Origin of the sequence: Aeromonas popoffii (assembly GCF_000820025.1) — a bacterium.
GTDB lineage: Bacteria > Pseudomonadota > Gammaproteobacteria > Enterobacterales > Aeromonadaceae > Aeromonas > Aeromonas popoffii.
Genome location: NZ_CDBI01000092.1, coordinates 89,884 through 96,924 on the forward strand (window position 1 = coordinate 89,884; position 7,041 = coordinate 96,924).

A 7,041-nucleotide genomic window follows, 5' to 3' on the forward strand; every position below is an offset into this window, starting at 1 on the left:
CGCCATATTGGCCCGTTTACACTATGGAGAACTTCAACACTGGTCGGGGAATGAACTTGAACCGGGTTACAAAGCAGCTAAGTGTATCACGACTCTTCGGCATCCTACTCGCGGCAGTACTGCTCGCCGCCTGTGCGTCGGAGCCCAACCAACCTTCCGTGCAACCAGGCATGCCGTCTGCGTTCTCCAATCTGACCAAGAATGCCCAGTGGTATCTGGAGCAGGTGGACCAAGCCAAACCGGCCGACGCCTTCACCTGGCAGGTGATGGCGGCGCGCAGCTATCTGGCACTCGGCCAGGCCAAACCGGCCTCGGCCCTGTACCAGCAACTGCAGAAGCAGGCCCAGAGCGCGGAGCAGAATGCGCAGTTGCAACTGTTGCAGGCACATCTGTTGCTCGCCCAGGGCAACGCCAACCAGGCGCTGATCCTGCTGGAGGGCAAGCCGGAGGTGGCGCTGGATGCCGATACCCAGAAGAATTGGTATCGCCAGCGGGTAGTACTGCAACTGGACATCAACAACAAGTTTGGAGCCGCCAAGTCGCTGATCCTGCTGGAGCCCTATCTGGCCCAGAATGAGCTGGCGACCAACCATCAGCAGATCTGGTCACTGCTGAAAAGCATGACCCCGTCCACCCTGCAGGCGCTGGAAGAAGCCCCCGCCCCCGATGTGACCACTGGCTGGCTGCGACTGGCAGCACTGGTGAACGAGTTTGGTGCCCAGCCCAATCAGATGGCCCGCCAGCTGGCGGGCTGGAAGCAAGCCTTCCCGCACCACCCGGCCCAGAAAGACATGCCGGCGGGTCTGGGTGATCTGGCAACCAGCAACCTCAATACACTGCAACAGATCGCCGTGTTCCTGCCGCTCTCCGGTAACCTGGAGCCTCAAGGCGCCGCCATTCGCAACGGCATGTTGATGTCTTACAAGGAGAATCAGGGCCAATTCACCCTGAACTTCTACGACACCCAGTCCAAGACGATGGGCGAGCTCTACAAGCAGGCCATTCAGGAAGGGGCCGACATGATCATAGGCCCGCTGCTCAAGGACCGGGTCGAGGAGCTGCTCAAGTCCAATCCGACCGTCCCCGTGCTGGCGCTCAACGAGCTGGACCAGCCGATCGTCAACGACAACACCTTCTACTTTTCCCTCTCGGCTGCCGCCGATGCGGCCCAGGCCGCGCAATATCTCTACGGTCAGGGTTATCGCAAGCCGTTGCTGATCGCCGCCCAGGGGCGGATCGGCTACAGCAGCATCAAGGCGTTTGAGCAGGCATGGGCCGCCGTGAGCCAGGACCCGCCGGTCGTGGCCACCTTCGGTGCCCGCAACGAGGTGCAGGGGATGGTCAAAAATGCCCTGAGCGGCCGCTCGACCGCCCGGGCCGGGGAAGTGGTGCAACTCTCAGCCGCAGCCCCGCGCAGCATAGATGTGGTCTATGTCGTCGCCAACAGCCTGGAGACCCGGATGATCAAGCCCTATGTGGACATCTCGGTCAATCCCATGGGCAGTCTGCCCATCTACAGCAGCTCACGTGGCTACGACAGCGCCACCACAGAGGTTGCCTCCGAGCTCAATAGCATGCATATCTCCGACATGCCACTGCTGCTGGGTGGCTACGAGAAGCAACGGGAGCAAATTGCCCTGCTCTGGCCACAGACCCAGGGTGACCTGCTACGCCTCTTCGCGCTCGGTTACGATGCCGTCAGCCTGGCGGAAAACCTGCAGCAGATGCGCAAGGTCAATGCCATGCAGCAACCTGGCATGAGTGGCCAGCTGAGCGTGGACGCCAGTGGCAACATAGTGCGGGTACTGGACTGGGCCACCTACCAGAACGGCAAGCTGGTCAGTGACAGTGCCATGCCCCAGCTAGAGGGAGCCTCCGATGAAGGGTCTATTGGCACGGATGAGCCAGCAGTGGCAGAACCTGTTCCCGTCACCGACGAGCAAGGGATCGCACTTTGAGCAGGTAGCGGAACGCTGGTTGCAGGCCCGAGGTCTGCAACCCGTGACCCGCAACTACCGCTGTCGAGGGGGCGAAATCGATCTCATCATGCGCCAGGGGGAAACCCTGGTGTTTGTTGAGGTCCGCTACCGCGCCAACACCAGCCATGGCGGAGCAGCCGGCTCAGTCACCCGGCGCAAGCAGCACAAGATCGTGCTGGCAGCGCGCCACTATTTCAAGCAACATGCCATCAACGAGGCCAGCCAGGCCTGCCGATTCGATGTGATTGCGTTCGAGGGAGACCAGCCAGACTGGATCCAGAACGCATTTTAAGAGGACCCTATGACTGACCGCATCAAAGAGAACTACACCGAAAGCATCCAGACCAAGATTGCCGCCGCCGAGGCGCTGCCGGACGCTATCCATACTGCGGCCCAGATGCTGACCATCTGTCTGCTCAATGGCCACAAGGTGATGGCGTGCGGTAATGGTCCTTCTGCGGCGCTGGCCCAGCTGTTCATCTCGGAGCTGGTCAACTGCTACGAGACAGAGCGCCCCTCCCTGCCCGGCATGGCACTGACCCCCGACATGGCCACCATCAGCGCCATCGCCACCGACCATGGCTTCGAGGAAGTCTATGCCAAGCAGATCCGGGCTCTGGGTCAGCCCGGCGACATCCTGGTGGTCATCACCACCACGGGTAACAGCCGCAGCCTGATCAAGGCAGCCGAAGCCGCGCTCTCCCGCGACATGACGATAGTCGTGCTGGGTGGCGGTGACGGCGGCGAGATCGCCGGCTTGCTCGGCCCCAACGATGTGGAGATCCGGGTGCCATCCGCCCGTCGCCCCCGCATTCTGGAAGTAAACCTGTTGACCCTGCACTGCCTGTGTGACCTCATCGACCAGACTCTTTTCCCGCAACAGGAAGATTGAAACCATGAAGAAGCAAACTCTCCTGCTCGGCCTGCTGGCCGGCACCCTGCTGCTGCAAGGCTGCGCGGCCGTGGTGGTGGGCGGTGCCGCCGGTACTGCCAAGGCTTCCGGCGATCGCCGCACCCTGGGGGCCCAGTGGAGCGATCAGGCCATAGAGCTGAAAGCGGCCAACCTGCTGGCCGACAACAAGCCGCTGAGCGCGGCCAGCAAGATCAGCGTCTACAGCAACAACGGCCGTGTGCTGCTGGTCGGTCAGACACCTTCTGACGCTTACAAACTCGAAGCAGGCAAGATAGTGGCCCGTATCGACGGGGTACGCCACGTCTACAACGAACTGCGCCTCGGCCAGCCGGTCAGCATAGGGGTTCGCAGCAATGACTCCTGGATCACCTCCAAAGTCCGTGCAGACATGCTGGGAGCCAAGAACTTCGACAGCGCCAAGGTCAAGGTGGTCACCGAGAATGGCGAGGTGTTCCTGATTGGCCTGGTCACTCGTCAGGAAGGGGATCGAGCCGTTGAGATAGCCCGCCACGTCAGCGGCGTGAAGCGCGTTATCAAGGCTTTCGAGTTCGCCCAGAACTGAGCGACGAGCAAACCGCTATAAAAAAAACGCAGCCAACTGGCTGCGTTTTTATTTGATGACTTTCAGCGTCGGACGACCAGTCGGACGCGGTGGTTCCGGCTCAGGCTCCGCCGGTGCTTCGGCCTGCTCCAGCCAAAGGTCGTAACCCGGCTCGGGCGGGAACAGGGTACCCACGCCATTTTCCCGGGCATGAATGGCCAGCACGGCCGCCATCGGGATATAAACCTGCTGGGAGACACCACCAAAACGGGCGCTGAAGCTGATGGCTTCATTATCCATGTGGAACTGCCCCACCGCACGCGGCGCTATGTTCAACACAATTTGTCCATCCTGGACAAACTGCATCGGCACCATCACATGAGGGATATTGACGTTGACCACCAGATGCGGGGTCAGCTCGTTATCCAGTAACCAGTCAAAGAACGCCCGTAACAGATACGGGCGACTGGGTGTCATTGTCGGTTCCATGCTCATACGCCAGCACGGATCTCGCGCTCGGCTTCAGTCAGGGAAGCCTGGAAGGATTCACGCTCGAACAGACGCACCATGTAAGCCTTCAGCTCCTTGGCTCCACGGCCGGCGAAGTCAATGCCGAGACTCGGCAGACGCCACAGCAGCGGGGCCATATAGCAATCGACCAGACCGAACTCTTCGCTCATGAAATAGGGCATTTCACCGAAGATGGGCGCAATAGCCAGCAGGTTGTCTCGCAGCTCGGCGCGTGCCGCATCCACGTCAGTACCCGCCATGATCTTGTCAGCCAGGGAGTACCAGTCCAGCTCGATGCGATGCATCATCAAACGGCTGTTACCACGGGCTACCGGGTAAACGGGCATCAGGGGCGGGTGCGGGAAGCGCTCGTCCAGATACTCCATGATGATGCGTGAGGTGTACAGTGCCAGCTCACGATCGACCAGAGTCGGTACTGTGTTGTACGGGTTCAGCTCGGCCAGCTCATCCGGCAGGTTGCTTGGGTCAACCTGGCAAATATCTACGCTAACACCCTTCTCCGCCAGGACAATGCGCACCTGATGGCTGAACATATCGTTGGCACCGGAAAACAGCGTCATTACCGAACGCTTATTGGCAGCTACAGCCATTGAACCCTCCCGTCATTAAAAAGCAGAAACGGCAATGAAGCATCTTGGTCTTCATTGCCGTGCATTATATTACCCGGATCTGGTCGCTTAGTGAACGTCGCGCCAGAATTCCTTCTTCAACAGCACAGTGAAGATGAAGAAGATCACGATGAATCCGAGTACCCAGAAGCCCATGCGTTCGCGCTCCTGTTGTACCGGTTCAGCCGAGTAGACCAAGAAGTTTACCAGATCCAGTACCATCTGATCATACTCTTCGTTATTCATTTCACCGTTGCCGTCAGATTTGACACTGACAACCTGCTGGGTTTCCACCCCATCGACCATATGAGTGGCAAACTCGGCACGCGGCGTGCCTTGCAGCGGCTCCAGTACGTGGGGCATACCCACCGACGGGAACACCACGTTGTTCACACCAAACGGACGAGTCTCGTCCACGTAGAAGGAGCGCAGATAGGTGTAGATCCAGTCTGCACCACGCACCCGCGCCACCAGTGTCAGATCGGGGGGCGGCGCACCAAACCACTTGGCCGCATCCTGCTCTGAAACCGAGTTTTCCATCAGATCACCGATCTTGGCACCGTTGACGATCAGGTTGGCAGCCATCAGGTCTTCCGGAATACCTATGTCTGCCGCAACCCGGTTGTAACGCTGGTACTGGGTGCTATGGCAGCCAAAGCAGTAGTTCATGAAGGTGGTGGCACCACGCTGCAGGGACGCCTTGTCGTTCAGGTCATAGTTGGCCTTGTCCAACTGCACGGCACCGGTATTGGCAAACACCAGCGCCGGTAGCAGGGTCAGCACTGCAAAAATTATTCTTTTCATTTAAATGTCACCCTCTCCGGCAGCGGCTTGGTGCGTTCGTTCTTGCTGTAGAAGAACAGCAGGACGAAGAACCCGAAATAACCCAAGGTACAGATCTGGGCAATCAGCGTCAGGGTCGGGGTCGATGGCAACACGCCGAGAACACCGAGAATGACGAAGCAGACCACGAACTGGGCGATGTTCAGCCTGTGCAGAGTGCTGCGGTAACGCACTGAGCGCACCTTGCAGCGATCCAGCCAGGGCAGCAGGAACAGCACTAGGATAGAGAGACCCATCATGATGACGCCCAGCAGCTTGTCCGGCACCGCACGCAAAATGGCGTAGAAGGGTGTGAAGTACCACACGGGGGCAATGTGCGCCGGGGTCTTCAGGCCGTTGGCCACTTCAAAGTTCGGCTTTTCGAGGAAATAGCCCCACATGTCCGGCTTGAAGAAGATGACGGCGCAGAACAGGAAGAGGAAGCCTGCCACCCCGATCATGTCCTTCACGGTAAAGTAAGGGTGGAATGCCACCGCATCCAGCGGCCAGCCTTTCTCGTCCTTGTGCTTCTTGATGTCGATGCCGTCCGGGTTGTTGGAGCCCACCTCGTGCAGCGCCAGAATGTGCATGACCACCAGCATCACAAGTACCAGCGGCAGTGCGATGACATGCAGGGCGAAGAAGCGGTTAAGGGTCGCCCCCGAGATGACATAATCACCACGGATCCACAGGGTCAGATCGTCGCCAATCACCGGGATGGCGCCAAACAGTGAGATGATAACCTGGGCCCCCCAGAATGACATCTGGCCCCAGGGCAGCAAATAGCCCATGAACGCTTCGGCCATCAGGCAGAGGAAGATCAGCATGCCGAAGATCCACAGCAGCTCGCGCGGCTTCTGGTAGGAGCCGTAGATCATGCCGCGGAACATGTGCAAATACACCACCACAAAGAACGCAGACGCGCCGGTGGAGTGCATGTAACGCAATAACCAGCCATAGTCCACATCCCGCATGATGTACTCCACGGAGGCAAAGGCGCCTTCTGCAGAGGGGTTGTAGTTCATGGTTAGCCAGATGCCGGTGATAATCTGGTTGACCAGCACCAGCATGGCCAGCGAGCCGAAGATGTACCAGAAGTTCAGGTTCTTTGGCGCCGGGTACTTGGCCATATGGTCGTTGTACATGGCAGTGAGCGGGAAGCGATCGTCGATCCAGCCCATCAGTTTGGCAAACATGGTCAAGCCTCCTTGCCGTCGGCACCGACCAGGATGGTGGTGTCGCTAAGATATTGGTACGGCGGAATGACCAGGTTCAAAGGTGCAGGCACCCCCTGGAACACTCGACCAGCCATGTCGAACTTGGAGCCATGGCACGGGCAGAAGAATCCGGAGGTCACGCCCTGAACCTGTTCACCGAAGCTGTCCGGCAGATAGGAGGGAGAGCATCCCAGATGGGTGCAAATACCGACGGCAACGAAGATTTCCGGCTTGATGGACCTGTGCTCGTTGTGGGCATAGTCGGGCTGCTGGGGTTCGTCGGAGGCTGGGTCGCGCAGCTTGTCATTATGAGCAGCCAAGGCATCCAGCGTCTGCTCGGTACGTTTTACCACCCAGACCGGTTTGCCTCGCCACTCAACGCGAATGAGCTGACCTGGTTCCAACTTACTGATATCCACTTCTACCGGAG

The 7,041-nt window shown here is 59.1% G+C and carries 9 protein-coding genes; 4 read left to right on the top strand and 5 right to left on the bottom strand.

Going from position 1 to position 7,041, the window contains the following annotated elements:
• Positions 1 to 170: 170 nt before the first annotated feature.
• From BN1129_RS20470 to dolP, 4 genes are read left to right on the top strand one after another with little or no spacing between them, the layout of a single operon-like run.
• A complete protein-coding gene (locus BN1129_RS20470) occupies positions 171 to 1,958 on the top strand; it encodes a penicillin-binding protein activator (protein WP_042039065.1) in 1,788 nt (595 codons plus the stop codon).
• Complete coding sequence (locus BN1129_RS20475) at positions 1,900 to 2,271, top strand: YraN family protein (protein WP_084204715.1); 372 nt, start codon at positions 1,900 to 1,902, stop codon at positions 2,269 to 2,271. The genes BN1129_RS20470 and BN1129_RS20475 overlap by 59 nt, the downstream gene beginning before the upstream one ends.
• A 9-nt stretch (positions 2,272 to 2,280) precedes the next feature.
• Positions 2,281 to 2,871 (top strand): D-sedoheptulose-7-phosphate isomerase, encoded by a 591-nt coding sequence (locus BN1129_RS20480; RefSeq protein ID WP_005305871.1) that lies wholly within the window; start codon positions 2,281 to 2,283, stop codon positions 2,869 to 2,871.
• A 4-nt stretch (positions 2,872 to 2,875) separates the two neighbouring features.
• The gene (gene dolP / locus BN1129_RS20485; protein WP_042039066.1) at positions 2,876 to 3,454 is read left to right on the top strand and encodes a division/outer membrane stress-associated lipid-binding lipoprotein; all 579 of its coding nucleotides are present in this window, start codon (positions 2,876 to 2,878) and stop codon (positions 3,452 to 3,454) included.
• Positions 3,455 to 3,502: 48 nt separating this feature from the next.
• Here the strand turns inward: dolP and BN1129_RS20490 are convergent, their stop codons facing one another.
• The 5 genes from BN1129_RS20490 to petA form a co-directional block, all read right to left on the bottom strand.
• Positions 3,503 to 3,928, bottom strand: a complete 426-nt coding sequence (locus tag BN1129_RS20490) for a ClpXP protease specificity-enhancing factor (protein WP_042039067.1) — start codon at positions 3,926 to 3,928, stop codon at positions 3,503 to 3,505.
• Positions 3,925 to 4,554 (bottom strand): stringent starvation protein SspA, encoded by a 630-nt coding sequence (gene sspA / locus BN1129_RS20495; RefSeq protein ID WP_005314352.1) that lies wholly within the window; start codon positions 4,552 to 4,554, stop codon positions 3,925 to 3,927. Before sspA ends, BN1129_RS20490 begins: the two co-directional genes overlap by 4 nt.
• 87 nt (positions 4,555 to 4,641) lie before the next feature.
• Positions 4,642 to 5,376 carry a cytochrome c1 gene (locus BN1129_RS20500; protein WP_042039068.1) on the bottom strand — a complete coding sequence of 245 codons (735 nt, stop codon included), beginning with the start codon at positions 5,374 to 5,376 and terminating at the stop codon, positions 4,642 to 4,644.
• Positions 5,373 to 6,590, bottom strand: a complete 1,218-nt coding sequence (locus BN1129_RS20505) for a cytochrome b (RefSeq protein ID WP_042039069.1) — start codon at positions 6,588 to 6,590, stop codon at positions 5,373 to 5,375. The genes BN1129_RS20500 and BN1129_RS20505 overlap by 4 nt, the downstream gene beginning before the upstream one ends.
• Before the next feature lie 2 nt (positions 6,591 to 6,592).
• Positions 6,593 to 7,041, bottom strand: a 449-nt coding sequence (gene petA, locus BN1129_RS20510) for a ubiquinol-cytochrome c reductase iron-sulfur subunit (protein WP_042039070.1), incomplete at its 5' end; no start/stop codon positions are given.